The organism is Mycobacterium nebraskense (genome assembly GCF_002102255.1).
Classification (GTDB): Bacteria; Actinomycetota; Actinomycetes; order Mycobacteriales; family Mycobacteriaceae; genus Mycobacterium; species Mycobacterium nebraskense.
On record NZ_LQPH01000122.1, the window covers coordinates 38,693 to 63,873 of the forward strand.

Below are 25,181 nucleotides of genomic sequence, written 5' to 3' on the forward strand. Positions count from 1 at the left end.
GACTATGACCGCAGGGGATTTGCTGAGAGCGGCACTCGATGCCGCGTTGGACCGGGAACGCGCCCAGCTCGGCGAGCCCGGCCTCGAATGGGATGAACGGGAGAGCCAGCACATCGCCGCCGCGTGCAGGGCTGCTGATGCGGTGGAATTGCTCGACGAGCAGATCGCGGCTGAGCGCGCCGGTGAGGACCGTCCGAGCATCATCGTGAAGTGCCTCGCTGAGCGTCGGTTGCAGGACGACAAGACGGCCGAGCATCTGAAATACCTTCAGCTCGACCAGTTCACGCCGTTGAAGAACCCGCACCGTGTTGCCGGTGGGCATGCCCGCTGGGCTGGCGTGCAGCGCGGCCGGAAGGGGACGGCCTAATGCCCCGGGTTCGCGCGGAGGCCGCGGCCCGTGCGCAGGCGGGCCTGTACCAGTTCCTCACGGACCGCGAGGAGTCGGCGCACCAGGACTGGGTGGGCAGCGTGCATGGTGGCAACGGCAGCTATCCGCGGTCGCGGAGGCTTGCGGCGTTGCGCGCCGGCCGGCCGGTGGCGTGCGCGGTGTATGAGCTGCCGATGTGGGCGCGCCCGGCTGGTACGCCGCCGCCGCCGCGGTCGCGCGCGGAGTGGAGCCGCGAATGTGACGTCGCCGTGGGCCGTTTCGTGACGGTGTTCGCGGATGACCGGGTGGTGCTCAAGGCGGTGGACGGTGCCCCGACGCCGCTCGACGAGTTTTTGGACTTGTGATGCGGCGGTTGTGGCGGTGGTGGTCGGTGCGGCGCCGGATCACCGAACTGGAGCGGCGGGTCGAAGCGCTGGAAGCCGGGCGGCCGCAGATCATTCGCGTCGGAGGCGATGGGCAATGACGGCGGCCGTGACCGTGGACAGCCTGGCGGCCGACGACTATGTGGACCTCGCCGCCGGCCGCGTTCGGGCGATATTGGCCCGCCACGGCTGCGATGAGCTGACGACCCCAGCGCGCTACAACTCCACCATGGTGCTGACCGCGGAGCTGCCGCTGTGCCCGCTCGATGAGGACCGCGAGGGCTGGCGGGTGTTCCGCTACAGCCATGACGGCCGGCTGATGGCGCCGTTCGAGCGGCGGCGCGCCCTGTGGGCGGACGGCGACACCGTCATCGCGTTATGTCCCCACGGCGACCGCACCCGGCTTGAGCGCTGCACATGCGGTGTTCGGTTCGTCCCCGATCCGGCGGTATTTCCGCACACCGTCGAGATGGCGAAGGCGACCTTCAGGGACGGACTTGCGTTGCCGCCCGGGTATCGGATCGTGGCGGCGACGGGGGCGGCTGAGGGTGCGGTGCATCGCGACGTGACGGCGCTGGGCGACGGCTACGTGTCCTTCCTGGAATATCGGCGGGCGCAGCGGTTCCGCGTCACCGAGCTGTTCCACACCGACTGAACGCGGGTAGGCCAGGCCCGCCGCGCCGCCCAGCCACGTCAGTTCGACCGCATAGGCTCGGGGCCGTGGCGCGCGACCATCTGATCCCAGCGGTCCTTCTCGGGCAATTCGCCATCCCCGACGATTTCGCGAAGAAGCCCCGCGACAGGGGCATATACGCCAGCACGAAACATAATCGCGCTACCGAACGCAGACGCGTCGAGAAGATTGGTTATGGAAGGCGCTTCTACGACCATGCGCCGTTGCCGAGCGGCATCGTGGCCGGCGCAACCTGGAACGCGTACGAGGACCGGATACCCGCTGCGATCGAGGAGCTGGCCGGGGCCGGCGCAATCCCTTTGATTGATTCATGGAGTTGGTTGAAGGTTCTGCTTCCATTGGTCGCCGGGTTGTACGTTCGCGGCCCCGATTTCGTACCCTCAAAACATGTCACCGAATTGGATGATAAGCACCGAAAGCTGATGCCAATATCGGACTCCGACAATATGGCCGCCGCGCGCGTCCCGGAACATGTTCGCCTCATGGCACCACTTATGGGTGCAGACTGGACTATTGTCACGCGTGCGGCTAATACCAGGCCCTTCCTAATCTCGGATCTCGGATACCAGTTGACGGCGAATGGATATCGCCCGGATGGATCTATGAACGTAAACGGGATTACGGTTCCACTCACCCCTGACTTGGCGTTGAGGGTCGATCGACGGCCTCCGGGTGCCCGCGCGATCGCCGTTGCCCTAAATGGTCGGTGGGTGACGCCGATGAATACTCAGATGCTATCGGCGGACCAGGTCGACACTTTCAACCAGTCAGTGTGCCGCAACGCACTCAGCTTCGTTGCAGGATCAACGCCAGATCTTTCGGGCATCGACATATCGCAATTCGCAGCTGGCCGTCACCCTCCCGATAACTCCTCACACAAGATGTGGGGCACAGACGCTGAACTTACGCTTAACGGAATCGAATGGTTCAACGCTCGCAAAGAGCTGAGCCATCCACCAGACGACGTGGTGTGCGTTGGACTCGTCAGGTCGAGAAAATACAACGCATCATGTGTCGAGCCACCCGGCTGGGAGCCAGCAGTGGTGCCGATGCCCGGCGCCCATATGGGCTCACTGGGGCACAGCGGAATCGAACGATGGGGCTGCGTCATCAAATACGATCCCTATGCGCGAATATTCGGCCGTCTTGCAGGAGATTGGCTTTTCGGCCCGCGCCAGCTTCCCGAGTCGTTGCGGACACTCAAGTTGAGCCAGATTCTCTGCAACCGGACCTGAACGGCTCGACGACCGGGGGGCAAACGACAGCGGCCGCCACCCCGGTGGTAGGCGGCGGCCGCCGCATTCGCGGAACTTTCAGCGTGACGGCGCCCCGCACATCGCGTTGAGGAACGCCTCATACATCAGCGTCCCGAACGGGTTCTGCACCGAGACCCGCGGATCCATCGGCACCGCCTGGCCGTTGCAGTAGACCACCGTGCCGGGAACGAACGGCGGCACAGGCGACGGCTCGGGGCCGGCTGCCGCCGGTGGAGCCGCGACGACGGCCCACACGGCTACGGCTACAGCGGCGGCCGCCCGCGCGGCGGCGTTCACGGCAAGGTCCTGGCCGGGTGGCCCTGCGCCCCGTCGGCGTAGCCGTCGAGGTGGTCGAGCAGATTAGCGCAGGCGCGGGCGGCGGCGGAGACGTCGGCGCACAGTTCGGCGCCGCGCAGGGCGGCTGGTGTGCATTCGCCGAGGTCAGGGAGGGCGCGGCCGGCGCACCGCAAAGCGTGCCGCAGGTGCTCGAGCGCGTGCGTCAGTGCGGTGTGCGGCCCGATGGTGGTGGTGGTCGTAGGATTTGGTGCGGACATGTTGCTCCATTTCGATGGTTGTATCCCGTCGCGGGCAAACCATGGGAGCGGAACCGAATCACAGCTAGATAGCACCGAGGCTGTCTGCTAAGGTCAAAAACTGCGCTTGACCTGCAAGAACATGAGTGCCCCCGGCAGGATTCGAACCTGCGGCCTTCTGCTCCGGAGGCAGACGCTCTATCCCCTGAGCTACGGGGGCGCTACGACTTTGGTGTTGCGCCATTGGGCCCCGCCAGACTAGCGCATGTTGGTAGCCGCTTTGCCACCGCAATGGATTCGAGGCGCGGGCACCTCAGCCAATAGGATGGACGCTCGTGACCCCCGCTGACCTCGCAGAGCTGCTCAAAAACACCGCGTCCGCGGTGCTGGCCGAGCACGGGCTGGATGCTGCCGCGTTGCCGGCGACGGTCACCGTGGAGCGGCCCCGCAATCCCGAGCACGGCGACTACGCCAGCAACCTGGCGTTGCAGCTCGGCAAGAAGGTCGGCGTCAACCCCCGTGAGCTGGCCGGATGGCTGGCCGAGGCGCTGTCCCAGGCCGACGGCGTCGCCTCGGCGGAGGTGGCCGGGCCCGGCTTCATCAACATGCGCCTCGAAGCCTCGGCGCAGGCCGTGGTCGTCAACAACGTCATCGACGCCGGCGATGCGTACGGTCACTCCGACGCGCTGGGCGGCCACAAGATCAACCTGGAGTTCGTCTCGGCCAACCCCACCGGACCGATCCACATCGGCGGCACCCGCTGGGCCGCCGTCGGCGACGCGCTGGGCCGGCTGCTGGCCACCCAGGGCGCCGACGTCCTGCGCGAGTACTACTTCAACGACCACGGCGTCCAGATCGACCGGTTCGCCAGCTCGCTGATCGCCGCCGCCAAGGGCGAACCCACCCCTGCCGACGGCTACGCGGGCGCCTACATCAACGACATCGCCGCGCAGGTGCTGCAGAAAGCACCCGACGCGCTGAGCCTGCCCGACGCCGAAATGCGCGAGACCTTCCGCGAAATCGGCGTCGACCTGATGTTCACCCACATCAAAGAGTCGTTGCACGAGTTCGGCACCGACTTCGACGTGTACACCCACGAAGACTCGATGCACACCAGCGGCCGGGTCGACCAGGCCATCGCCCGGCTGCGCCAGACAGGCAACATCTACGAGAAGGACGGCGCAACCTGGTTGCGCACCAGCGCTTTTGGTGACGACAAGGACCGCGTCGTGATCAAGAGCGACGGCAAGCCGGCATACATCGCCGGTGACATCGCCTACTACCTGGACAAGCGGCAGCGGGGCTTCGACCTGTGCATCTACATGCTCGGCGCCGACCACCACGGATACATCGCCCGGCTCAAGGCCGTGGCCGCCGCGTTCGGTGATGACCCGGCGAGAGTCGAGGTGCTCATCGGGCAGATGGTCAACCTGGTCCGCGACGGCGCGCCGGTCCGGATGAGCAAGCGGGCCGGAACCGTGATCACGCTCGACGACCTGGTCGAGGCGATCGGCGTCGATGCGGCGCGCTACAGCCTGATCCGTTCCTCGGTCGACACCCCGATCGACATCGACCTGGCGCTGTGGTCGTCGGCGTCGAATGAAAACCCGGTCTACTACGTGCAATACGCGCATGCCCGGCTGTCGGCGCTGGCCCGCAACGCCGCCGAACTCGGCCTGATCCCCGACAGCGGTCACCTCGAGCTGCTCAGCCACGACAAGGAGCGGACGCTCCTGCGCACTATCGGGGAATTCCCTCGCGTGCTGAAAACGGCTGCATCCCTGCGGGAGCCGCACCGGGTCTGCCGTTACCTGGAAGACCTGGCCGGCGACTACCACCGGTTCTACGATTCGTGCCGGGTTCTGCCCCAGGGCGACGAACAGCCCACCGGCCTGCACACCGCGCGTTTGGCGCTGTGCCAGGCCACCCGCCAGGTCATCGCCAACGGGCTGACGATCCTCGGTGTCACCGCTCCGGAGCGAATGTGAACGTACATCCCGCCGGTCCTCGGCACGCCGAAGAGACCAGGCACCCTGATAGCACGCCGCGACCGCAATCTCCCGACGAGCTGCTGCGGCTTGCGCCGAACGTGTGGCCCCGCAACATCGTTCGCGATGACACCGGTGTGGTCAGCCTGGCCGGGATCCCGCTCACCCAGCTCGCCCAGGAGTACGGCACCCCGCTGTTCGTCATCGACGAGGACGACTTCCGTTCCCGGTGCCGGGAACTCGCGACGGCCTTCGGCGGCGGGCGAAACGTGTGCTACGCGGCGAAAGCCTTCCTGTGCACCGAGATCGCCCGCTGGGTCGATGAGGAAGGTCTCGCGCTCGACGTGTCCACCGGCGGCGAGCTCGCCGTCGCGCTGCACGCCGACTTCCCGCCGGAGCGGATCACCTTCCACGGCAACAACAAATCCGTCGCGGAACTGACCGCGGCGGTCAAAGTGGGCATCGGGCACATCGTCTTGGACTCGATGACCGAAATCGAGCGCCTCGATGCCATCGCGGGGGAGGCGGGCGTCGTCCAAGACGTCTACGTCCGTCTCACCGTCGGGGTCGAGGCCCACACGCACGAGTTCATCTCCACCGCACACGAAGACCAGAAGTTCGGGCTGTCGGTGGCCAGCGGCGCGGCGATAGCCGCGGTGCGCCGGGTGTTCGCCACCGATCACCTGCGACTGGTCGGGCTGCACAGCCACATCGGCTCACAGATCTTCGACGTCGACGGCTTCGAGGTCGCCGCGCACCGCGTCATCGGGCTGCTGCACCAGATCGCCGACGAATTCGGCATCGACAAGACGGGGCAGATTTCGACCGTGGATCTCGGTGGCGGACTGGGCATTTCATACCTGGGAACCGACGACCCACCGCCGGTGTCCGAGTTGGCGGCCAAGCTGACGGCCATCGTCGGCAACGAGTCGGCGGCCGTGGGACTGCCCACCCCGAGACTGGTGGTAGAGCCCGGGCGCGCCATCGCCGGGCCCGGCACCATCACGCTGTATGAGGTGGGCACCGTCAAGGATGTCGACGTGAGCAGCAAGGCCCAGCGCCGCTATGTCAGCGTCGACGGCGGCATGAGCGACAACATCCGCACCGCGCTCTATGACGCGCAGTACGACGCCCGGCTGGTCTCGCGGGCCAGCGACGCGCCGGCAACGCTGGCGCGGATCGTCGGAAAGCATTGCGAAACCGGTGACATCGTCGTGCGCGACGCGTGGGTGCCCGACGACCTGCGGCCCGGTGACCTGCTCGGGATCGCCGCGACCGGTGCGTACTGCTATTCGCTGTCGAGCCGCTACAACATGATCTGCCGGCCGGCCGTGGTGGCGGTGCGTGCGGGGCGGTCCCGCCTGATCCTGCGCCGCGAGACGGTTGACGATCTACTGAGTCTGGAAGTGAGGTGAACTGTGCCCCGTGACGAAAAGCCGGTCGGCGTAGCGGTACTCGGGTTTGGCAACGTCGGGAGCGAAGTTGTGCGAATCATCGAGAACAGCGCCGACGACCTCGCGGCTCGCGTCGGCGCGCCCCTGGTGTTGCGCGGCGTCGGGGTGCGGCGGGTCGCCGCCGACCGCGGCGTTCCGATCGAGTTGCTCACCGACAACGTCGAGGAACTCGTGTCCCGCGAAGACGTCGACATCGTCGTGGAGTTGATGGGGCCGGTGGAACCGGCGCGGAAGGCGATCCTGCGCGCGCTCGAGCACGGTAAATCCGTCGTCACGGCGAACAAGGCGCTGTTGGCCACTTCCACTGGGGAATTGGCGCAGGCGGCCGAAAACGCCCACGTCGACCTGTATTTCGAGGCGGCGGTTGCCGGTGCTATCCCGGTCATTCGCCCGCTCACGCAGTCGCTGGCAGGCGACACGGTGCTGCGGGTTGCCGGCATCGTCAACGGCACCACCAACTACATCCTGTCCGCGATGGACAGCACCGGCGCCGATTACGCCACCGCGCTGGCCGAGGCGAGCGCGCTGGGCTACGCCGAGGCCGATCCCACGGCCGACGTCGAAGGCTACGACGCGGCGGCCAAGGCCGCGATCCTCGCATCGATCGCCTTTCACACCCGGGTGACCGCCGACGACGTCTATCGCGAGGGCATCACCAAAGTCACGCCCGCCGACTTCGCCTCCGCGCGGTCCCTGGGTTGCACCATCAAGCTGCTGTCCATCTGCGAGCGCATCACGACCGACGACGGTCAGGAACGGGTGTCGGCCCGCGTCTACCCGGCGCTGGTGCCGCTGTCGCATCCGTTGGCCACGGTCAGCGGGGCGTTCAACGCGGTCGTGGTCGAGGCCAAGGCCGCCGGCCGGCTCATGTTCTACGGCCAGGGCGCCGGCGGCGCGCCCACCGCATCCGCGGTCACCGGTGACCTGGTGATGGCCGCCCGCAACCGGGTATTGGGCAGCCGCGGGCCGAGAGAATCCAAGTACGCCCAGCTTCCCATCGCGCCAATGGGTTTCATCTCCACTCGCTACTACGTCAGCATGAACGTCGCCGACAAACCGGGTGTGTTGTCCACGGTGGCGGCCGAATTCGCCAAGCGCGAGGTGAGCATCGCCGAGGTCCGCCAGGAGGGCGTGTCTGACGAAGGCGGGCGACGGGTGGGAGCCCGTGTCGTGGTGGTCACCCACAGCGCCACCGACGCCGCGCTCTCCGAAACCGTCGATGCGCTGGCGGATCTGGATGTCGTGCAGGGCGTCACCAGTGTGCTGCGACTGGAAGAGACCGGCTCATGAGCGTCCCGCATACCGCCGTGCACCAACCGTGGCCCGGGTTGATCGCGGCGTACCGCGACCGGCTCCCGGTGGGCGACGACTGGACCCCGGTCACCCTGCTCGAGGGCGGCACCCCGCTGATCGAGGCGACGCGCCTCTCGGAGAAGACCGGCTGCACAGTGCACCTCAAGGTCGAGGGCCTCAACCCGACCGGCTCGTTCAAGGACCGGGGCATGACCATGGCGGTCACCGACGCCCTGGCGCGCGGTCAGCAGGCCGTGTTGTGCGCATCGACCGGCAACACCTCGGCGTCGGCGGCGGCATACGCCGCCCGCGCCGGCATCACCTGCGCGGTGCTCATCCCGCAGGGCAAGATCGCGATGGGCAAGTTGGCGCAGGCGGTTATGCACGGCGCCAAGATCATCCAGATCGACGGCAACTTCGACGATTGCCTGGAACTGGCCCGCAAAATGGCCGCCGACTTCCCGACGATCGCGTTGGTCAACTCGGTCAACCCAGTGCGCATCGAGGGCCAGAAGACGGCGGCGTTCGAGATCGTCGACGCGCTGGGCACCGCGCCGGACGTGCACGCCCTCCCGGTGGGGAACGCGGGCAACATCACCGCGTACTGGAAGGGCTACACCGAATATCACCACGACGGCGTGATCGACAAGCTGCCCCGCATGCTGGGCACCCAGGCGGCCGGCGCGGCACCACTGGTGCACGGCGCCCCGGTCAGCCATCCCGAGACGATCGCGACCGCGATACGCATCGGCGCTCCCGCCTCGTGGGCGGCCGCTGTCAACGCGCAGCAGCAGTCCAACGGGCGCTTCTTGGCCGCTACCGACGAGGAGATCCTGGCCGCGTACCACTTGGTGGCCGAGAGCGAAGGTGTCTTCGTCGAGCCCGCGTCGGCAGCCAGCATCGCGGGTCTGCTCAAGGCCGTCGACGACGGTTGGGTGGCGCGCGGCTCGACGGTGGTGTGTACGGTGACCGGCAATGGCCTCAAAGACCCCGACACGGCGCTGAGGGATATGCCGACCGTGTCCCCGCTGCCGGTTGATCCGGTGCTCGTCGTCGAGAAGTTGGGGCTCTCCTCGTGACGATCGCAAGCGCGGCGAAGCCGGGCGCAACGGGGCGGCACGCATCGGAAATGAAAGCCTGTCGGTGACCCAGATGCTGCCCGCCGGGCTGGTGGCAAGCGCCGTCGTGTCGGCGTCCAGCGCTAACCTCGGTCCCGGTTTCGACAGCATCGGCCTGGCATTGAGTCTGAGCGACGAGATCGTCGTGGAGACAACGGATTCCGGCCTGGTGGTGCTGGTCGAGGGGGAGAGTGCCGAGCAGGTGCCGCGGGGCCCCGACCATCTGGTGGTGCGCGCGGTCGAATGCGGGCTGCGGGCTGTGGGCGTCCGCGCCGCGGGCATGGTGGTCCGGTGCCGCAACGCCATCCCGCACTCCCGCGGCCTCGGCTCGTCCGCGGCTGCCGTGGTCGGCGGCCTGGCAGCGGCGAACGGCCTTGTAGCACAGGCAGATTCGAAACCGCTGAGCGATACCCAGCTGATCCAGCTGTCCTCGGAGTTCGAGGGTCACCCCGACAACGCCGCGGCGGCCGTGCTGGGGGGTGCGGTGGTTTCCTGGATCGACCGCTCCGGTGATCGGCCCCGGTATTCGGCGGTGTCGGTCCGGCTTCACCCCGACATCCGTCTGTACTGCGCGATACCCCAAGAGCGCTCCCTGACCGCGGAGACCCGGGTGCTACTACCCGCCCAGGTGAGCCACGACGACGCCCGGTTCAACGTCAGCCGTGCCGCCTTGCTGGTGGTAGCGCTGAGCGAACGCCCGGACCTGCTCATGCCGGCCACCGAGGATGTGCTCCATCAACCGCAGCGTGCTCCGGCGATGCCCGCCTCCGCGGAATATTTGCGACTGTTGCGGCGTCATAACGTGGCAGCGACACTTTCGGGGGCTGGTCCGGCACTGATTGCCCTGAGCACAGCGCCGGAGTTGCCCACGGGAGTGGTGGAGTACGGGGCCGCGAACGGATTTGCCCTCACTGAGATGACCGCCGGCGAAAGAGTTCGCTGGAGCCCGGGAGTCACAGTCCCCGGTTGATCCACAGCGTGGCCGGAGGGTTTGCTTGCTTCCAGGGAGGATGCGGGCTATCCTCGGACCCGTCCAGCAATCGCAGCATCTGCATCTGCATCCATACTGCCTTGCCGCTAGGACAACACCAATTCTTCTCGTGGACGAGGTTCGCCGCTTACTCCGCCGATTAAGGCGATCACCGTTGCAGAGTCGATATTTGGGTGCACTCGGCGATTTGGCTGAATGCAACGAACCCCCCGGATGACCTGATCAGCGGGGGAAGAAAGGAAATCCGTGACCGATACGGACCTGTTCACGGCTGGCGCGAGCGCCGACAGCAATGAGGTGCCGAACGCCGTGACCCCGGACACATCCGACGTCGAAACCACAGCCCCGGTTGGCTCTCTGTCGACCATGGTGCTTCCCGAACTGCGCGCGCTGGCTAACCAAGTCGGCGTCAAGGGGACGTCGGGCATGCGCAAGAACGAACTCATCGCCGCCATAAAGGAAATCAGGGGGCAGTCCAACGGGACTGCCGCCCCTGCCGCCTCCGAGGACAGCGGCAAGTCCGACACCGCCAGTGCTGACGCACCGGCCGCCGAGGACCACCAAAACGGTTCAACGACCGAGGCGCCCCGCCGCGAACGGCGCAGCGCTTCGCGCGAGCCGGGATCGGCCCGCACCGGCGACGAGGCGGATGGCGAGCGCTCACGCAACCGCGAAGGCGCGGCCACCGGCGAGGACGACACCCGCCAGGGCGGCAAGCGGGACTCCCAGAGTGACGAGCGCGGCCAAGATGGCGGTGGCGAAAGAGGTGATCAGCAAGGCTCGGGCGGCCAGCAATCGCGTGGCGGCTCGAACCAGCAGGACGACGACGGCGAGGGCCGTCAGGGCAGGCGTGGCCGCCGCTTCCGTGACCGCGATCGCAGGCGCCGCGGGGAGCGGTCCGGCGAGGGCGGCGACACCGAACTGCGTGAGGACGACGTCGTGCAGCCGGTCGCCGGCATCCTTGACGTTCTCGACAATTACGCGTTCGTCCGCACCTCCGGCTACCTGGCCGGTCCGCACGACGTCTACGTGTCCATGAACATGGTGCGTAAGAACGGCCTGCGCCGTGGCGACGCGGTGACCGGCGCGGTTCGTGTGCCGAAAGAGGGCGAGCAGCCCAACCAGCGCCAGAAGTTCAACCCACTGGTGCGCCTGGACAGCGTCAATGGCGGTCCGGTCGAGGACGCGAAAAAGCGGCCCGATTTCAGCAAGCTGACGCCGCTCTACCCCAACCAGCGCCTTCGCCTGGAAACCACCCCCGACCGGCTGACCACCCGGGTCATCGACCTGATCATGCCGATCGGTAAGGGCCAGCGCGCCCTGATCGTGTCGCCGCCCAAGGCCGGTAAGACCACGATCCTGCAGGACATCGCCAACGCGATCACCAAGAACAACCCGGAATGCCACCTCATGGTCGTGCTCGTCGACGAGCGGCCCGAGGAGGTCACGGACATGACTCGCTCCGTCAAGGGCGAAGTCATCGCCTCGACGTTCGACCGGCCGCCTACGGACCACACGGCGGTCGCCGAGCTGGCCATCGAACGCGCCAAGCGGCTCGTCGAGCAGGGCAAGGACGTTGTGGTGCTGCTCGACTCGATCACCCGCCTGGGCCGCGCGTACAACAACGCGTCACCCGCGTCGGGCCGGATCCTGTCCGGTGGTGTCGACTCCACCGCGCTGTATCCGCCGAAGCGGTTCCTGGGTGCCGCACGAAACATCGAAGAAGGCGGATCGCTGACGATCATCGCCACTGCGATGGTCGAGACCGGATCCACCGGCGACACGGTCATCTTCGAGGAGTTCAAGGGCACCGGTAACGCCGAGCTCAAACTGGACCGCAAGATCTCCGAACGGCGGGTCTTCCCGGCGGTCGACGTGAACCCCTCCGGCACCCGTAAGGACGAGCTGCTGCTGTCGCCCGACGAGTTCGGCGTCGTGCACAAGCTGCGCCGCGTGCTGTCGGGTCTGGACTCGCATCAGGCCATCGACCTGCTGATGTCGCAGCTGCGCAAGACGAAGACCAACTACGAGTTCCTGGTGCAGGTCTCCAAGACCACGCCGGGATCGATGGACAACGACTGACCGAACCCAGTTCCTCGGCGGACCGTCACCGCGACACTTAAACCACGTACACGACACGCCGGCTGACGTCGCCATGGTTTAAGTTTCGGCGCAACCCATGCGCCGGGAATGCCGAGAGGCACCCCGTTGTTTTGGGAGAACAATGGTTGACCTGGCATAATCGGTGCTCGACAAGATCGAAGAGGACAGCATGAAATCTGACATTCACCCCGCCTACGGGGAGACCACCGTGCACTGCGGGTGCGGTAACACCTTCCAGACGCGCAGCACCAAGCCTGGCGGCAACATCGTCGTCGAGGTGTGCTCGCAGTGCCACCCGTTCTACACCGGCAAGCAGAAGATTCTTGACAGCGGCGGCCGGGTGGCCCGCTTCGAGAAGCGCTACGGCAAGCGCAAAGGCGCCGCGACGGACAACACCGACAAATAGCTGCGTTGCCGACGCCCGAACTGTGCGAGGAGCACAGGCCGGGCGTCGGTTTGCGTTTACGGCAATCACAACGCGGGCTGAACGGGCAGGAGGTGACACATGACGCAGCCGGTGCAGACGATTGACGTGCTGCTGGCCGAACACGCCGAGCTCGAGCAACGGCTGGCGGATCCCGAATTGCACAGCAATCCCGCCGAGGCGCGCAAAGCCGGCCGCCGGTTCGCCCGATTGGCCCCGATCGTTGCCACGTACCGCAAGTTGGAGTCGGCGCGCGGCGACCTGGAGACCGCGCGTGAGCTGGCCGCCGACGACGAGTCGTTCGCCGATGAGGTGACCGAACTGGAGTCACGGGTCACCGAACTGGACACCCAGCTGACCGACATGCTGGCCCCGCGCGACCCGCATGATGCCGACGACATCGTGCTCGAAGTCAAATCCGGTGAGGGCGGCGAGGAATCGGCGCTGTTCGCGGCTGATCTGGCCAGGATGTACATCCGCTACGCCGAGCGGCACGGCTGGAACGTGACCGTATTGGACGAAACCACATCGGATCTCGGTGGCTACAAGGATGCGACGCTCAGCATCGCCAGCAAGGGCGACGCGGCCGACGGAGTGTGGTCCCGAATGAAGTTCGAGGGCGGGGTGCACCGGGTGCAGCGCGTCCCCGTGACGGAATCCCAAGGCAGGGTGCATACTTCGGCGGCGGGCGTCCTGGTCTATCCCGAACCCGAGGAAGTGGGCGAGGTGCAGATTGACGAGTCGGATCTGCGCATCGACGTCTACCGTTCGTCCGGCAAGGGTGGGCAAGGGGTGAACACCACCGACTCCGCGGTGCGGATCACGCATCTGCCCACCGGCATCGTGGTCACCTGCCAGAACGAACGCTCGCAGCTGCAGAACAAGGCGCGTGCGCTGCAGGTGCTGGCCGCCCGCCTCCAAGCACTGGCCGAAGAACAGGCGCTGGCCGACGCGTCGGCCGACCGGGCCAGCCAGATCCGGACCGTGGACCGCAGCGAACGGATTCGCACCTACAACTTCCCGGAGAACCGGATCACCGATCACCGAATCGGTTACAAGGCACACAATCTCGATCAAGTGCTCGACGGCGACCTCGACGCGATGTTCGACGCGCTGGGCGCCGCCGACAAACAGTCCCGGCTGCAACAGGCATGAGTGCCCTGCGGCGCGCGATCGACTCCGCTGCGGCCACGCTCGCCGAAGCGGGGATCGACTCCGCGCGTTGGGATGCCGAGGAGCTGGCCGCTCACCTGATGGGCACCGAGCGCGGTCGGCTCGCCTTGCTCGAGTCGACCGACGACGACTTCCTCGGTCGTTACCGCGACGTCGTGGCCGCGCGTTCGCGGCGGGTGCCGTTGCAGCATCTCACCGGCACGGCCGCGTTCGGACCGCTGATGCTGCATGTCGGCCCCGGCGTCTTCGTCCCGCGTCCGGAAACCGAAGCCCTCTTGGCGTGGGTCACCGAACAGCGCCTCCCGGCGCGGCCCGTCATCGTCGATCTGTGCACCGGTTCGGGCGCATTGGCGGTGGCCCTGGCCCAGCACCGGGCCAACCGCGGACTTCAGGCCCGGATCATCGGCGTCGACGACTCCGAAGCGGCCCTCGAGTATGCGCGCCGCAACGCGGCGGGCACCGCCGTGGAACTCCTGCAGGCCGACGTCACGGAGCCCGGCCTGCTGCCCGACCTCGACGGCGGCGTCGACGTGGTGGTGGCCAACCCGCCCTACGTCCCCGACGCTGCCATCGTGGAACCCGAAGTCGCCCAACATGATCCACACCACGCGGTGTTCGGCGGTCCGGACGGGATGGCGGTGATCGCCCCCATCGTCCGCCTGGCCGGGCGCTGGCTGCGCACCGGCGGCATCTTCGCCGTCGAGCATGACGACACCACTTCCTCACAGACGGTCGAATTGATCCGCAAGACAGGACTTTTCGAAGACATCGAGGCGCGCCACGACCTGGCCGGCCGGCCGCGATTTGTGACGGCACGCAAAAAGGGCGGCGCCCGTGACTGAGGTCTTCGACTGCGCCGATCCCGGCCAGCGTTCGCGCGGAATCGCCTCGGCGGCAGGGGCGCTCAAGGGCGGCCGGCTGGTCGTCATGCCGACGGACACCGTCTACGGCATCGGCGCCGACGCCTTCAACAGCGCCGCGGTGGCCGCCCTGCTATCGGCGAAGGGGCGCGGCCGCGACATGCCGGTCGGCGTGCTGGTCGGCTCCTGGCACACCATCGAGGGCCTGGTTTACACCATGCCGGGCGGGGCCCGCGACCTGATCCGCGCGTTCTGGCCGGGCGCGCTGAGCCTGGTGGTGACGCAGGCACCGTCGCTGCAATGGGACCTCGGCGACGCCCGCGGCACGGTGATGCTGCGGATGCCGCTGCACCCGGTAGCCATCGAACTGTTGCGTGAAGTGGGGCCGATGGCGGTATCCAGCGCGAATGTGTCCGGCCGTCCCCCCGCGGTGGACGCCAACGAGGCCCGAAATCAACTCGGCGATCTCGTCGACGTCTATCTCGACGCGGGGACGGCCGAGCAGCAGGCCGCCTCCACGATCGTCGACCTCACCGGGCCCGCCCCGCGCATCCTGCGACCCGGTCCGGTGAGCGCCGAACGGATCGCGGAAGTGCTCGCGGTCGACCCCGAAAGCCTGACCGCCCAGGCCTAACCGGAGCGGTTCTCTGGTTGCCAGGTTTGTGCAGTACGGTCTCGACGTGTCCAGCGACCCGGTCAGCCAGGTAGCCAACCTTGCCGGTGGTTTCCTTGCCCTGTCTGACCGCGGCACCGGTGTCCCACTGCGTGAACTCGCGCTCGTGGGACTGACCGCGGCGATCATCACCTACTTCGCCACCGGACCCGTGCGCGTGCTCGCCACCCGGCTGGGCGCGGTTGCCTATCCGCGGGAACGCGACGTACACGTAACCCCGACGCCGCGCATGGGCGGGCTGGCGATGTTTCTCGGCGTCATCTCGGCCGTCTTCCTGGCCTCCCAGCTTCCGGCGCTCACCCGCGGGTTCGTCTACTCGTCGGGTATGCCCGCGGTGTTGGTGGCCGGCGCGGTGATCATGGGCATCGGCCTCATCGACGATCGCTGGGGGCTCGACGCCCTGACGAAGTTCGCCGGCCAGATCACCGCGGCCAGCGTGCTGGTCACCATGGGCGTGGCCTGGAGCGTCCTCTACATCCCGATCGGCGGTGTCGGCACCATCGTGCTCGACCAGGCCTCGTCGATCCTGCTCACCCTGGCGCTGACAGTGTCCATCGTGAACGCGATGAACTTCGTCGACGGGCTCGACGGACTGGCCGCCGGGCTCGGGCTGATCACCGCGCTGGCGATCTGCATGTTCTCGGTCGGCCTGCTGCGCGACCACGGGGGCGATGTCCTCTTCTATCCGCCCGCCGTGATCTCCGTGGTGCTCGCGGGGGCATGTCTGGGCTTCCTGCCGCACAACTTCCATCGCGCCAAGATCTTCATGGGTGATTCCGGCTCGATGCTGATCGGGTTGATGCTCGCCGCGGCCTCCACCACCGCCGCCGGCCCCGTCTCGCAAAACGCCTACGGCGCGCGCGACGTGTTCGCCCTACTGTCGCCGTTCCTGCTGGTGGTGGCGGTCATGTTCGTGCCGATGCTCGATTTGCTGCTGGCCATCGTGCGCCGCACCCGCGCGGGCCGCAGCGCGTTCAGCCCCGACAAGATGCACCTGCACCACCGGTTGCTGCAGATCGGTCATTCCCACCGCCGGGTGGTGTTGCTGATCTACCTCTGGGTGGGCATCGTCGCGTTCGGTGCTGCGAGCACGATTTTCTTCAATCCCCGCGACACCGCCGCGGTGATGTTGGGCGCCATTGTGGTCGCCGGCATCGCGACGGCGATACCGCTCATGCGCCGCCGAGACGAGTACGACGACGAGGACTACGACAGCTAGTAGTAGTGGTGTCCGCCGTATGGTACGGTGCAGGTAGAACCCCAAAAAGCCGCACAGATTGCCGGTCCATCGGACGCAGATCCGGTTGGGTCGGCTGGGGAGTCGCGTCGGGAGATACCCCTTGGCCGATTCCGCTGTGACGTGCGATACGCTCGGCGGGCCACCGATCAGTCGGTCGGGGGACTCCCGCTTCACCAACCTGGGATTGAGGTGCTGCAGTGACGACACCAGCGCAGGACGCGCCGTTGGTGTTTCCCTCTGTTGCGTTCCGCCCGGTCCGCTTGTTCGTCCTCAGCATTGCCGTGACTGCGGTGGCAGTGGTCGTCGCCGGCTTGGCCGGTCACCCGATGGTCGGGGTGTTCTTCGGCGTCGGGTTGCTGCTCGGTTTGCTCAACGCCCTTCTGGTGCGTCGTTCGGTCGCGTCGATCACCGCGAAAGAGCATCCGCTGAAAAGCTCGATGGCGCTGAATTCGGCCACCCGGCTGGCCATCATCACCGTCATCGGGCTGATCATCGCCTACATCTTCCGGCCTGCCGGACTGGGCGTCGTGTTCGGATTGGCGCTCTTCCAGATCTTGTTGGTGGCATCGACGGCGCTTCCGGTGTGGAAGAAGCTGCGTGCCGGTGATTGGGCGGAGGCCCATCCCTCGGACGGTTCCGGAGGCGGCGTGATCGCGGGATCGGAAGGAACGGAAGGAAGAAGCAGCAGCGATGACTGACACTACGTTCCTGGCCGCCGCAATCGAGGTCGGCGAACACAGCCACGCGACATGGCTCGGGATGACCGTTAACACGGACACGATCCTGTCCACCGGGATCGCCGCGGTGATCGTGCTCGCGCTGGCCTTCTTCCTCCGCGCGAAGATCACCTCCACCGGCGTGCCCAGCGGCGTTCAGTTGTTCTGGGAGGCCATCACGGTCCAGATGCGCGACCAGATCGAGAGCGCGGTCGGAATGCGGATCGCGCCGTTCGTCTTGCCGCTGGCCGTCACCATCTTCGTGTTCATCCTGATCTCCAACTGGCTGTCGGTGCTGCCGCTGCAGTACACCGACAAGTCCGGGCACACCACAGAGCTGCTGAAGTCGGCGGCCGCGGACATCAATTACGTTCTGGCGCTCGCCCTCTTCGTGTTCGTCTGCTATCACGTGGCCGGCATCTGGCGCCGCGGCATCGTCGGACACCCGCTCGCCGTCCTCAAAGGCCACGTGGCGTTCTTGGCGCCGATCAACCTCGTCGAAGAGCTCGCCAAGCCGATCTCGTTGTCGCTCCGACTTTTCGGCAACATCTTCGCCGGCGGCATCCTGGTCGCACTGATCGCGCTCTTCCCGCCCTACATCATGTGGGCGCCCAACGCGATCTGGAAGGCCTTCGACCTGTTCGTCGGGGCGATCCAGGCCTTCATCTTCTCGATCTTGACCATCCTCTACTTCAGCCAAGCCATGGAGATCGAGGAACACCATGACTGAGACCGCCATGAATTGCTTTGTCCAACACACCATTACAGAGGCCTGGTAGACCGCTACCAGCTATCAAGGAGGATAAGAATGGCTCTGGACCCCCAAGTCGCTGCCGCTGCTCTCATCGGCGGTGGACTCATCATGGGCGGTGGCGCGATCGGCGCCGGTATCGGTGACGGTATTGCCGGTAACGCGCTGGTCTCCGGCATCGCCCGGCAACCCGAGGCGCAAGGCCGGCTGTTCACGCCGTTCTTCATCACCGTCGGTCTGGTTGAGGCGGCCTACTTCATCAACCTGGCGTTCATGGCGCTGTTCGTCTTCGCCACACCCGTCGGCACCTAATTCGCTGTGATGGGTGACGCGAGCCTGAGCGTTCTGGCATCCAGCCAGGTGATTGCCGAGGGAGGCAACAACTTCCTCGTTCCGAACGGCACTTTCTTCTTCGTGCTGGCGATCTTCCTGATCGTGCTGGCCGTCATCGGCACGTTCGTCGTGCCGCCCGTCATGCGGGTGTTGCGCGAGCGTGACGCCATGGTCGCCAAGACGGTCGCCGACAACAAGAAGGCGGGCGAGCAGTTCGAAGCGGCCAAGGCCGACTACGAAGAAGCCCTGACGGAAGCCCGGGTTGAGGCGTCGTCCTTGCGCGACAATGCCCGTGCTGAAGGTCGTAAGGTGGTGGAAGACGCGCGCGCCCGTGCCGAGCAACAGGTGATGTCGACGTTGCAAATGGCATCCGAGCAATTGAAGCGGGAGAGGGACGCCGTGGAACTGGATCTGCGCGCCAACGTGGCCACCATGTCGGCGACGCTGGCCAGCCGGATCCTCGGTGTCGAGGTTGCCCCCGTCGCTGCTACATCCGCATCAGGGAAGTCCGGACGGTAATCGCGAAATGTCGACATTCATTGGGCAGTTGGTGGGATTCGCGGCCATCGTATTCCTGGTGGTGCGCTACGTAGTGCCGCCGGTGCGTCGCCTGATGGCCGCTCGGCAAGACACCGTGCGCCAACAGCTGAAAGATGCTGCGACGGCGGCCGATCGGTTGACCGAGTCCACCACGGCTCACAGCAAGGCTGTCGAAGCCGCCAAGTCGGAAGCCGAACGGGTCGTCGAGGAGGCGCAGACGGATGCAGGCCGCATCCTCGAACAGTTACGGGCCCAAGCCGACGTCGACTCCGAACGCATCACCGCACAGGGAAGCCGCCAGGTCGACCTGCTGCGGACACAGCTGAGCCGACAGCTTCGTCTGGAACTCGGCCACGAAGCGGTGCGCCAGGCGGGCGAGTTGGTGCGTAGCTACGTCGCCGACTCGGCACAGCAGTCGGCCACCGTCGATCGCTTCCTCGAAGATCTCGATGAGATGGCGCCGGGGCCCGCCGAGGTCGAGTATCCGCTCTTGACGAAGATGCGCTCGGCCAGTCGCCAGGCGGTGGTCAGCCTGGTCGAGCGGTTCGGCGACCTGGCGAAAAACCTTGACAACAAAGACCTTTCCTCGCTTTCCAGCGAGCTTGTCTCGGTGGCCGAAATGCTGGACCGCGAGATCGTTGTCACCCGGTATCTCACCGTGCCCGCCGAGGATGCGGCGCCCCGGGTGCGGTTGATCGAGCGGCTGGTCTCCGGCAACGTCTCCGACGCCGCACTCGACGTTCTCCGGCTGGCCGTCTCGGAGCGCTGGTCGGCCAACTCCGATTTGATCGATGCCATCGAGCACATCTCGCGGCAAGCGCTGCTCGAAGTTGCCGAACGCGAGAACAAGGTCGACGACGTCGAAAACCAGTTGTTCCGGTTCTCCCGCATCCTGGATGCGCAGCCGCGACTTGCCATCCTGTTGGGCGACTATGCCCTGCCAGTGGAAGGCCGAGTTGGTCTGCTGCGCAACGTACTTGACAGCGCAAGCGGCAGGTTCAACCCGATTGTGGTGTCGCTGCTGACCCAGACTGTCCAACTGCTCAGAGGTCAGTCGGCCGAGGATGCCGTTCAGTTCTTGACAGAAGTCGCGGTGGCACGCCGCGGTGAAATCATCGCGCAGGTCCACGCGGCGGCCGAACTCAGCGATGACCAGCGGTCTCGTCTCACCGACGTGCTCGGCCGTATCTACGGTCATCCGGTGACGGTGCAGCTGCAGATCGATGCCGAACTACTGGGCGGCCTGCTCATCTCCGTGGCCGACGAAGTGATTGACGGGACACTCGCTTCTCGCCTTGCCGCGGCCGGGGCTCAATTGCCCGACTGACACCAACCAATCAGCACAACCACACGCGAACCAAGATCAAGTAGGAAGACGAAACGCCATGGCCGAGTTGACAATCTCCGCTGATGACATCCAGAGCGCCATCGAGGAGTATGTGGGCTCTTTCACCTCCGACACCTCCCGCGAAGAGGTGGGCACCGTCGTCGACGCCGGGGACGGCATCGCGCACGTCGAAGGGCTGCCCTCCGTCATGACCCAGGAACTGCTCGAGTTCCCGGGCGGTGTCCTCGGCGTAGCGCTGAACCTCGACGAGCACAGCGTCGGCACGGTGATCCTCGGCGACTTCGAGAAGATCGCAGAGGGCCAACAGGTCAAGCGCACCGGCGAAGTCCTGTCGGTCCCCGTTGGCGACGGGTTCCTGGGGCGTGTTGTCAACCCACTCGGGGTGCCCATCGACGGCCGGGGAGACATTGACACCGACATCCGCCGCGCACTGGAGATCCAGGCGCCCTCGGTGGTGAACCGGCAAAGCGTCAAGGAGCCGCTGCAGACCGGGATCAAGGCCATCGACGCGATGACGCCGATTGGCCGCGGCCAGCGGCAACTGATCATCGGTGACCGCAAGACCGGCAAGACCGCAGTCTGCGTCGACACCATCCTCAATCAGCGGGAAAACTGGGAGAGCGGCGACGAGCGCAAGCAGGTGCGCTGCGTGTATGTGGCGATCGGACAGAAGGGCACCACGATCGCTTCGGTTCGGCGAGCGCTCGAAGAGGGCGGCGCAATGGACTACACCACCATCGTCGCGGCCCCGGCGTCGGACTCTGCCGGCTTCAAATGGCTTGCGCCGTACACCGGTTCGGCGATCGCCCAGCATTGGATGTACGACGGCAAGCACGTGCTGATCGTCTTCGACGACCTGAGCAAGCAGGCCGAGGCGTACCGCGCCATCTCGCTGCTGTTGCGCCGGCCGCCCGGCCGTGAGGCCTATCCGGGTGACGTGTTCTACCTGCACTCGCGGCTGTTGGAGCGCTGCGCAAAGCTGTCCGACGATCTCGGTGGCGGCTCGCTGACGGGGCTGCCGATCATCGAGACCAAAGCGAACGACATCTCGGCCTACATCCCGACCAACGTCATCTCGATCACCGACGGGCAGTGCTTCCTGGAGTCCGACTTGTTCAACCAGGGTGTGCGGCCGGCCATCAACGTCGGTGTGTCGGTGTCCCGCGTGGGCGGTGCCGCGCAGATCAAGGCCATGAAGGAGGTGGCCGGCTCGCTGCGCCTGGACCTGTCGCAGTACCGCGAATTGGAATCGTTTGCGGCCTTCGCTTCGGACCTGGACGCCACGTCCAAGGCACAGCTGGAACGCGGTGAGCGGCTGGTCGAACTGCTCAAGCAACCGCAGTACCGGCCGATGCCGGTTGAGGAGCAGGTGGTTTCGATTTTCCTGGGCACCGGCGGGCACCTGGACTCCGTGCCCGTCGAGGACGTCAGGCGCTTCGAAACCGAGTTGCTGGACCACATGCGGGCCTCCGAGGAGAAATTCCTGGCCGGCATCCGCGACACCCAGAAGCTCTCGGAGGAAGGCGAGAACCAGCTCACCGAGATCATCAATCACTTCAAGAAGGGCTTCGCGGCCGCGGGCGGCGGATCGGTGGTCCCCGATGAGCACGTCGAGCCGCTCGACGAGGAGGACCTGGAAAAGGAATCGGTGAAGGTGAAGAAGCCGGCGCCGGAGAAGAAGAAAGAGAAGAAGTAGCAACCGATGGCTGCCACACTTCGTGAATTGCGTGGGCGGATCCGCTCGGCTGGGTCGATCAAAAAGATCACCAAGGCCCAGGAGATGATCGCGACATCGCGCATCGGCAAGGCGCAGGCTCGCCTGCAATCCGCGCGGCCTTACGCGTTCCAGATCACCGCAATGCTCACCACTCTCGCCACCGAAGCCGCTCTGGATCATCCGTTACTGGTGGAGCGAGAAGAACCCAAGCGGGCCGGCGTCCTGGTGGTCTCATCCGACCGTGGTTTGTGCGGCGCGTACAACTCCAGCATTTTCCGTCGCTCCGAGGAGTTGATCTCCTTGCTGCGGGAGGAAGGCAAGACACCGGTGGTGTACACGGTGGGCCGTAAGGGGCAGAACTACTTCAGGTTCCGCAACTGGGACATCACCGAGTCTTGGACGGGTTTCTCGGAGCAGCCCCAATACGAGAACGCCGCGGAGATAGCTGACACTTTGGTCGAGACCTTCATGAAGGGGGCCGGCGACAGCGAGCAGTCACAGGACGACCAGGGCGTCGACGAACTGCACATCGTGTACTCGGAGTTCAAGTCGATGATGTCGCAGGCGGCGGTGGCTCACCGGATTGCTCCGCTGGTCGTGGAGTACGTCGAGGACACCGAGGAACTCCACACGCTTTATTCGTTCGAGCCGGACGCGACAACGCTTTTCGGGTCGCTGCTGCCGCGGTATGTGACGACCCGCGTCTACGCGGCGTTACTTGAATCGGCGGCGTCGGAGCTGGCGTCGCGGCAAAGGGCGATGAAGTCCGCAACCGACAACGCGGACGACCTGATCAAAGAGCTGACGCTGATGGCGAACCGCGAGCGGCAGGCCCAGATCACCCAAGAGATCAGCGAAATCGTCGGCGGTGCAAACGCACTCGCCGACGCTAAGTAGCACACGAGGAAGCGAAAAATTATGGCTGCTACTACTGAAACAACCGAAAAGACCGACAAGTCCTCCAACTCCGAGACCAGCGGTCGCGTGGTACGAATCACCGGCCCCGTGGTTGACGTCGAGTTCCCGCGCGGCTCCGTGCCGGAGCTGTTCAACGCGCTCAACGCGGAGATCACGTTCGAGGAGCTCAAGAAGACCCTCACGCTGGAGGTCGCACAGCACCTCGGCGACAGCCTGGTTCGCACCATTTCGATGCAGCCCACCGACGGCCTGGTCCGCGGCGTCGAGGTGACGGACAGCGGCAAGCCGATCTCGGTGCCGGTCGGCCAAGAGGTCAAGGGTCACGTCTTCAACGCGCTGGGAGCCTGCCTGGACAAGCCGGGATACGGCGAGGACTTCGAGCACTGGTCGATTCACCGCAAGCCGCCGGCCTTCGAAGAGCTCGAGCCACGCACCGAGATGCTCGAGACCGGACTGAAGGTCGTCGACCTGCTCACCCCGTACGTGCGTGGCGGCAAGATCGCGCTGTTCGGCGGTGCCGGCGTGGGCAAGACGGTGCTGATCCAGGAGATGATCAACCGTATTGCCCGAAACTTCGGGGGTACTTCGGTTTTCGCTGGCGTGGGTGAGCGCACCCGTGAGGGCAACGACCTCTGGGTCGAGTTGCAGGAAGCCGACGTCCTCAAGGACACCGCGCTGGTATTCGGTCAGATGGACGAACCGCCCGGCACCCGTATGCGAGTGGCGCTTTCTGCGCTGACGATGGCCGAGTGGTTCCGCGATGAGGCGGGCCAGGACGTGCTGCTGTTCATCGACAACATCTTCCGGTTCACCCAGGCCGGATCCGAGGTGTCCACGCTGCTCGGTCGTATGCCGTCCGCGGTGGGGTACCAGCCCACGCTGGCCGACGAGATGGGCGAGCTGCAGGAGCGCATCACCTCGACGCGTGGTCGGTCGATTACGTCGATGCAGGCGGTTTACGTGCCCGCCGACGACTACACCGACCCGGCGCCGGCGACGACCTTCGCGCACCTGGACGCCACCACCGAGCTGTCGCGATCGGTGTTCTCCAAGGGCATCTTCCCCGCGGTGGACCCGCTGGCCTCGAGCTCGACCATTCTGGACCCCAGTGTCGTCGGTGACGAGCACTACCGCGTCGCGCAGGAAGTCATCCGAATCCTGCAGCGGTACAAGGATCTGCAGGACATCATCGCCATTCTGGGTATCGACGAGTTGTCCGAAGAGGACAAGCAGCTCGTTCAGCGCGCGCGGCGCATCGAGCGCTTCCTCTCGCAGAACATGATGGCGGCCGAACAGTTCACCGGCCAGCCGGGTTCGACGGTGCCGGTGAAGGAGACCATCGAGGCGTTCGACCGACTGACTAGGGGCGACTTCGACCACGTACCGGAGCAGGCGTTCTTCTTGATCGGTGGCCTCGACGACCTAGCCAAGAAAGCCGAAAGCTTCGGCGCCAAGTTGGATTCCTGAGCTAAGTCGAAAGGCGCTGTGGCATGGCCGAATTGAACGTTGAGATAGTCGCCGTCGACCGAAAGATCTGGTCGGGCGAGGCGACTTTCCTGTTCACCCGCACCACCGTCGGCGAGATCGGCATCCTGCCGCGGCACATCCCGCTGGTAGCGCAGTTGGTCGACGACGCGATGGTGCGCGTCGAACGAGAAGGCGAAGACGATCTGCGGATCGCGGTGGACGGCGGTTTTCTGTCGGTCACCGAGGAAGCGGTCACCATTCTTGCCGAGTCCGCCGAATTCGAGTCGGAGATCGACGAGAGCGCCGCCCGAGAGGCTTCTGAGTCGGACGATCCTCGTGTCGCCGCCAGGGGGCGCGCAAGGTTGCGCGCCGTCGGCGCGATCGACTAACCGCCGATGAGCGCGCCCATGATTGGCATGGTCGTGCTCGTCGTTGTCCTAGCGGGCGCGGTCGTCGCGCTGAGCTATCGGTTGTGGAAACTGCGCCAGGGCGGGACGGCGGGGATCATGCGAGACATTCCCGCGGTCGGAGGTCACGGCTGGCGTCACGGCGTGATTCGTTACCGCGGAGGTGAGGCCGCGTTCTACCGGCTCTCCAGCCTGCGTTTGTGGCCGGACCGTCGGCTCAGCCGCCGGGGAGTGGAGATCGTGGCCCGGCGTGCACCGCGCGGCGACGAATTCGACATCATGACCGACGAGATCGTCGTGCTGGAGCTGCGTGACACGACGCAGGACCGTAGGACCGGTTACGAGATCGCACTGGACAAGGGCGCTTTGACGGCATTCCTGTCTTGGCTGGAGTCTCGCCCGTCGCCGCGGGCTCGTCGTCGCAGCATTTAGGT

At 66.0% G+C, this 25,181-nt stretch carries 27 protein-coding genes and 1 tRNA gene; 25 read left to right on the forward strand and 3 right to left on the reverse strand.

Annotated features, from left to right (window positions below):
- Positions 1–4: 4 nt before the first annotated feature.
- The 4 genes from AWC17_RS14720 to AWC17_RS14735 all read left to right on the forward strand — a co-directional run bounded on the left by AWC17_RS14720 (position 5) and on the right by AWC17_RS14735 (position 2,679).
- Positions 5–367, forward strand: coding sequence for a hypothetical protein (locus AWC17_RS14720; RefSeq protein WP_046184037.1), 363 nt, complete (start codon positions 5–7; stop codon positions 365–367).
- On the forward strand, positions 367–732 hold the full coding sequence (locus AWC17_RS14725) for a hypothetical protein (protein ID WP_085164826.1): 366 nt from the start codon (positions 367–369) through the stop codon (positions 730–732). Before AWC17_RS14720 ends, AWC17_RS14725 begins: the two co-directional genes overlap by 1 nt.
- Before the next feature lie 115 nt (positions 733–847).
- On the forward strand, positions 848–1,405 hold the full coding sequence (locus AWC17_RS14730; protein ID WP_085164828.1) for a hypothetical protein: 558 nt from the start codon (positions 848–850) through the stop codon (positions 1,403–1,405).
- Positions 1,406–1,470: 65 nt separating this feature from the next.
- Positions 1,471–2,679, forward strand: a complete 1,209-nt coding sequence (locus AWC17_RS14735) for a DUF4238 domain-containing protein (protein ID WP_167385588.1) — start codon at positions 1,471–1,473, stop codon at positions 2,677–2,679.
- A 78-nt stretch (positions 2,680–2,757) separates the two neighbouring features.
- On the opposite strand, the gene AWC17_RS14740 is transcribed toward AWC17_RS14735, so the two are convergent.
- The 3 genes from AWC17_RS14740 to AWC17_RS14750 all read right to left on the reverse strand — a co-directional run bounded on the left by AWC17_RS14740 (position 2,758) and on the right by AWC17_RS14750 (position 3,453).
- Entirely contained in the window at positions 2,758–2,997 is a 240-nt protein-coding gene (locus AWC17_RS14740; protein ID WP_085164832.1) for a hypothetical protein, read from the reverse strand.
- The gene (locus tag AWC17_RS14745; protein WP_085164834.1) at positions 2,994–3,254 is read right to left on the reverse strand and encodes a hypothetical protein; all 261 of its coding nucleotides are present in this window, start codon (positions 3,252–3,254) and stop codon (positions 2,994–2,996) included. The genes AWC17_RS14740 and AWC17_RS14745 overlap by 4 nt, the downstream gene beginning before the upstream one ends.
- 126 nt (positions 3,255–3,380) lie before the next feature.
- A tRNA-Arg gene (locus AWC17_RS14750) sits at positions 3,381–3,453 on the reverse strand.
- Between the two features lie 115 nt (positions 3,454–3,568).
- On the opposite strand from AWC17_RS14750, the gene argS reads away from it, so the two are divergent.
- From argS to AWC17_RS14860, 21 genes are all read left to right on the forward strand, one after another.
- Positions 3,569–5,221 (forward strand): arginine--tRNA ligase, encoded by a 1,653-nt coding sequence (argS, locus tag AWC17_RS14755; protein ID WP_046185218.1) that lies wholly within the window; start codon positions 3,569–3,571, stop codon positions 5,219–5,221.
- A complete protein-coding gene (gene lysA, locus AWC17_RS14760; RefSeq protein WP_046185217.1) occupies positions 5,218–6,636 on the forward strand; it encodes a diaminopimelate decarboxylase in 1,419 nt (472 codons plus the stop codon). Before argS ends, lysA begins: the two co-directional genes overlap by 4 nt.
- 3 nt (positions 6,637–6,639) lie before the next feature.
- Positions 6,640–7,965, forward strand: a complete 1,326-nt coding sequence (locus tag AWC17_RS14765) for a homoserine dehydrogenase (RefSeq protein ID WP_047322152.1) — start codon at positions 6,640–6,642, stop codon at positions 7,963–7,965.
- Positions 7,962–9,047 (forward strand): threonine synthase, encoded by a 1,086-nt coding sequence (thrC, locus tag AWC17_RS14770; RefSeq protein WP_046186153.1) that lies wholly within the window; start codon positions 7,962–7,964, stop codon positions 9,045–9,047. Before AWC17_RS14765 ends, thrC begins: the two co-directional genes overlap by 4 nt.
- A 73-nt stretch (positions 9,048–9,120) precedes the next feature.
- The gene (thrB, locus tag AWC17_RS14775; protein ID WP_046186154.1) at positions 9,121–10,056 is read left to right on the forward strand and encodes a homoserine kinase; all 936 of its coding nucleotides are present in this window, start codon (positions 9,121–9,123) and stop codon (positions 10,054–10,056) included.
- A gap of 267 nt (positions 10,057–10,323) precedes the next feature.
- Entirely contained in the window at positions 10,324–12,159 is a 1,836-nt protein-coding gene (gene rho, locus AWC17_RS14785) for a transcription termination factor Rho (protein ID WP_046186155.1), read from the forward strand.
- A 190-nt stretch (positions 12,160–12,349) separates the two neighbouring features.
- Positions 12,350–12,586, forward strand: coding sequence for a 50S ribosomal protein L31 (gene rpmE, locus AWC17_RS14790; RefSeq protein WP_046186158.1), 237 nt, complete (start codon positions 12,350–12,352; stop codon positions 12,584–12,586).
- A 99-nt stretch (positions 12,587–12,685) separates the two neighbouring features.
- A complete protein-coding gene (gene prfA / locus AWC17_RS14795) occupies positions 12,686–13,759 on the forward strand; it encodes a peptide chain release factor 1 (RefSeq protein WP_046186156.1) in 1,074 nt (357 codons plus the stop codon).
- Positions 13,756–14,619 carry a peptide chain release factor N(5)-glutamine methyltransferase gene (prmC, locus tag AWC17_RS14800; protein WP_047322150.1) on the forward strand — a complete coding sequence of 288 codons (864 nt, stop codon included), beginning with the start codon at positions 13,756–13,758 and terminating at the stop codon, positions 14,617–14,619. The genes prfA and prmC overlap by 4 nt, the downstream gene beginning before the upstream one ends.
- Positions 14,612–15,271, forward strand: coding sequence for an L-threonylcarbamoyladenylate synthase (locus AWC17_RS14805; protein ID WP_046182638.1), 660 nt, complete (start codon positions 14,612–14,614; stop codon positions 15,269–15,271). The genes prmC and AWC17_RS14805 overlap by 8 nt, the downstream gene beginning before the upstream one ends.
- A gap of 28 nt (positions 15,272–15,299) precedes the next feature.
- Positions 15,300–16,529 (forward strand): glycosyltransferase family 4 protein, encoded by a 1,230-nt coding sequence (locus tag AWC17_RS14810; RefSeq protein ID WP_141224635.1) that lies wholly within the window; start codon positions 15,300–15,302, stop codon positions 16,527–16,529.
- A 218-nt stretch (positions 16,530–16,747) separates the two neighbouring features.
- The gene (locus AWC17_RS14815) at positions 16,748–17,248 is read left to right on the forward strand and encodes an ATP synthase subunit I (protein WP_046182639.1); all 501 of its coding nucleotides are present in this window, start codon (positions 16,748–16,750) and stop codon (positions 17,246–17,248) included.
- Positions 17,241–17,996, forward strand: a complete 756-nt coding sequence (gene atpB / locus AWC17_RS14820; RefSeq protein WP_046182640.1) for a F0F1 ATP synthase subunit A — start codon at positions 17,241–17,243, stop codon at positions 17,994–17,996. Before AWC17_RS14815 ends, atpB begins: the two co-directional genes overlap by 8 nt.
- Before the next feature lie 84 nt (positions 17,997–18,080).
- Positions 18,081–18,329: a F0F1 ATP synthase subunit C gene (locus tag AWC17_RS14825; RefSeq protein WP_024636915.1), complete on the forward strand. Its 249-nt coding sequence runs from the start codon at positions 18,081–18,083 to the stop codon at positions 18,327–18,329.
- 9 nt (positions 18,330–18,338) lie between these two features.
- On the forward strand, positions 18,339–18,869 hold the full coding sequence (locus AWC17_RS14830) for a F0F1 ATP synthase subunit B (RefSeq protein ID WP_046182641.1): 531 nt from the start codon (positions 18,339–18,341) through the stop codon (positions 18,867–18,869).
- Positions 18,870–18,876: 7 nt separating this feature from the next.
- Entirely contained in the window at positions 18,877–20,217 is a 1,341-nt protein-coding gene (locus AWC17_RS14835) for a F0F1 ATP synthase subunit B/delta (protein ID WP_046182642.1), read from the forward strand.
- Between the two features lie 58 nt (positions 20,218–20,275).
- Positions 20,276–21,934 carry a F0F1 ATP synthase subunit alpha gene (atpA, locus tag AWC17_RS14840; protein ID WP_046182643.1) on the forward strand — a complete coding sequence of 553 codons (1,659 nt, stop codon included), beginning with the start codon at positions 20,276–20,278 and terminating at the stop codon, positions 21,932–21,934.
- A 6-nt stretch (positions 21,935–21,940) separates the two neighbouring features.
- Complete coding sequence (locus tag AWC17_RS14845) at positions 21,941–22,852, forward strand: F0F1 ATP synthase subunit gamma (RefSeq protein ID WP_046182644.1); 912 nt, start codon at positions 21,941–21,943, stop codon at positions 22,850–22,852.
- A gap of 21 nt (positions 22,853–22,873) precedes the next feature.
- Positions 22,874–24,340, forward strand: a complete 1,467-nt coding sequence (gene atpD, locus AWC17_RS14850; RefSeq protein ID WP_046182645.1) for a F0F1 ATP synthase subunit beta — start codon at positions 22,874–22,876, stop codon at positions 24,338–24,340.
- Between the two features lie 23 nt (positions 24,341–24,363).
- Complete coding sequence (locus AWC17_RS14855; RefSeq protein WP_046182646.1) at positions 24,364–24,729, forward strand: F0F1 ATP synthase subunit epsilon; 366 nt, start codon at positions 24,364–24,366, stop codon at positions 24,727–24,729.
- A 6-nt stretch (positions 24,730–24,735) separates the two neighbouring features.
- Positions 24,736–25,179 carry a DUF2550 domain-containing protein gene (locus tag AWC17_RS14860; protein ID WP_046182647.1) on the forward strand — a complete coding sequence of 148 codons (444 nt, stop codon included), beginning with the start codon at positions 24,736–24,738 and terminating at the stop codon, positions 25,177–25,179.
- Positions 25,180–25,181 lie beyond the last annotated feature (2 nt).

Coding starts and splice junctions, on each gene's coding strand:
- AWC17_RS14720 (WP_046184037.1), top strand. CDS start 5: ATGACCGCAGGGGATTTGCTGAGAGCGGCACTCGATGCCGCGTTGGAC.
- AWC17_RS14725 (WP_085164826.1), top strand. CDS start 367: ATGCCCCGGGTTCGCGCGGAGGCCGCGGCCCGTGCGCAGGCGGGCCTG.
- AWC17_RS14730 (WP_085164828.1), top strand. CDS start 848: ATGACGGCGGCCGTGACCGTGGACAGCCTGGCGGCCGACGACTATGTG.
- AWC17_RS14745 (WP_085164834.1), bottom strand. CDS start 3,254: ATGTCCGCACCAAATCCTACGACCACCACCACCATCGGGCCGCACACC.
- thrC (WP_046186153.1), top strand. CDS start 7,962: ATGAGCGTCCCGCATACCGCCGTGCACCAACCGTGGCCCGGGTTGATC.
- thrB (WP_046186154.1), top strand. CDS start 9,121: ATGCTGCCCGCCGGGCTGGTGGCAAGCGCCGTCGTGTCGGCGTCCAGC.
- rpmE (WP_046186158.1), top strand. CDS start 12,350: ATGAAATCTGACATTCACCCCGCCTACGGGGAGACCACCGTGCACTGC.
- prfA (WP_046186156.1), top strand. CDS start 12,686: ATGACGCAGCCGGTGCAGACGATTGACGTGCTGCTGGCCGAACACGCC.
- prmC (WP_047322150.1), top strand. CDS start 13,756: ATGAGTGCCCTGCGGCGCGCGATCGACTCCGCTGCGGCCACGCTCGCC.
- atpB (WP_046182640.1), top strand. CDS start 17,241: ATGACTGACACTACGTTCCTGGCCGCCGCAATCGAGGTCGGCGAACAC.
- AWC17_RS14830 (WP_046182641.1), top strand. CDS start 18,339: ATGGGTGACGCGAGCCTGAGCGTTCTGGCATCCAGCCAGGTGATTGCC.
- AWC17_RS14835 (WP_046182642.1), top strand. CDS start 18,877: ATGTCGACATTCATTGGGCAGTTGGTGGGATTCGCGGCCATCGTATTC.
- atpA (WP_046182643.1), top strand. CDS start 20,276: ATGGCCGAGTTGACAATCTCCGCTGATGACATCCAGAGCGCCATCGAG.
- AWC17_RS14845 (WP_046182644.1), top strand. CDS start 21,941: ATGGCTGCCACACTTCGTGAATTGCGTGGGCGGATCCGCTCGGCTGGG.
- atpD (WP_046182645.1), top strand. CDS start 22,874: ATGGCTGCTACTACTGAAACAACCGAAAAGACCGACAAGTCCTCCAAC.
- AWC17_RS14855 (WP_046182646.1), top strand. CDS start 24,364: ATGGCCGAATTGAACGTTGAGATAGTCGCCGTCGACCGAAAGATCTGG.
- AWC17_RS14860 (WP_046182647.1), top strand. CDS start 24,736: ATGAGCGCGCCCATGATTGGCATGGTCGTGCTCGTCGTTGTCCTAGCG.